Below are 802 nucleotides of genomic sequence, written 5' to 3'. Positions count from 1 at the left end.
CGGGTGCGCGAGGAACAGCCATACGTCGGGCGCGGGGGCGGCCGCGTAGGCGATGAGGTCGGCGGCGAGCGCGTCGCTCATGGTCTCCAGGTCCCGGATGATGACCATGCGGGATTCGCCGAACAGGGAGGGCGAGGCGATGACGTCAATCTGCCCCGCCTGGTAGGTGGCGGCGTTGATGTCCGTGCGTTCCAGGTTCGGGTCGGCCTGGTAGGCCAGGGTGCGCAGCCGGTCGAGGGCACGGTCGACGAGGAGCCCCTCGGGCCCCTTAATCAACACGATGGGCGCCAGCGTGATCTGGGCTGGTGCCGCCGGGCGCGATCCGCGTGCTGCCACGTCTGCCTGCCTTTCGACGCGATAGTAACTCCCTAAGTCTGCCACCGCGGGCGCTCATCTGCGTCTGCCTTTGCCCTGGGCGGACACAAGCCGTGGCAGGTGTCACCCACGTTGCACACTGCATGGGCACAACTCACGCAGGTACGTGTTGACATGCGATGAGCGATCACACGCCGAGGTCTCCGTGGAAACCCGGGCGCGTGTCACCGGTCGCTCAAAGTTCCCCGGCCTCGTCCACGAGTGGACGCACCCAATGCTGCCACGCGCGCCACGAAGCCCAGCCGACACCAACGCACACGTACAGGCTCAGCACAGTTCCCACTCCCCCAGGCACCTGCGTTCTCGAACCGGGCAAAGCGGCGAAGAAACGTGCACAGTCGGCGATCCAGCCGGTCGCCCAGGAGGCGACGTGCGCGCAGGCGCTCGACGTGGGAGGGCTGATCGGAGCGAGGAGGGCGCCCGACAG

2 pseudogenes are annotated in these 802 nt (G+C 67.8%); both read right to left on the bottom strand.

From position 1 onward, the window contains the following. Positions 1 to 336: pseudogene (locus BQ7477_RS10870) on the bottom strand (DNA polymerase III subunit delta); the annotation flags it as partial. 214 nt (positions 337 to 550) lie between these two features. Then, a pseudogene (locus tag BQ7477_RS11920) lies at positions 551 to 802 on the bottom strand (ComEC/Rec2 family competence protein); the annotation flags it as partial.

Origin of the sequence: Actinomyces bouchesdurhonensis, assembly GCF_900128465.1 — a bacterium.
Taxonomy (GTDB): domain Bacteria; phylum Actinomycetota; class Actinomycetes; order Actinomycetales; family Actinomycetaceae; genus Pauljensenia; species Pauljensenia bouchesdurhonensis.
This window is presented reverse-complemented; position numbering and strand designations above follow the sequence as displayed.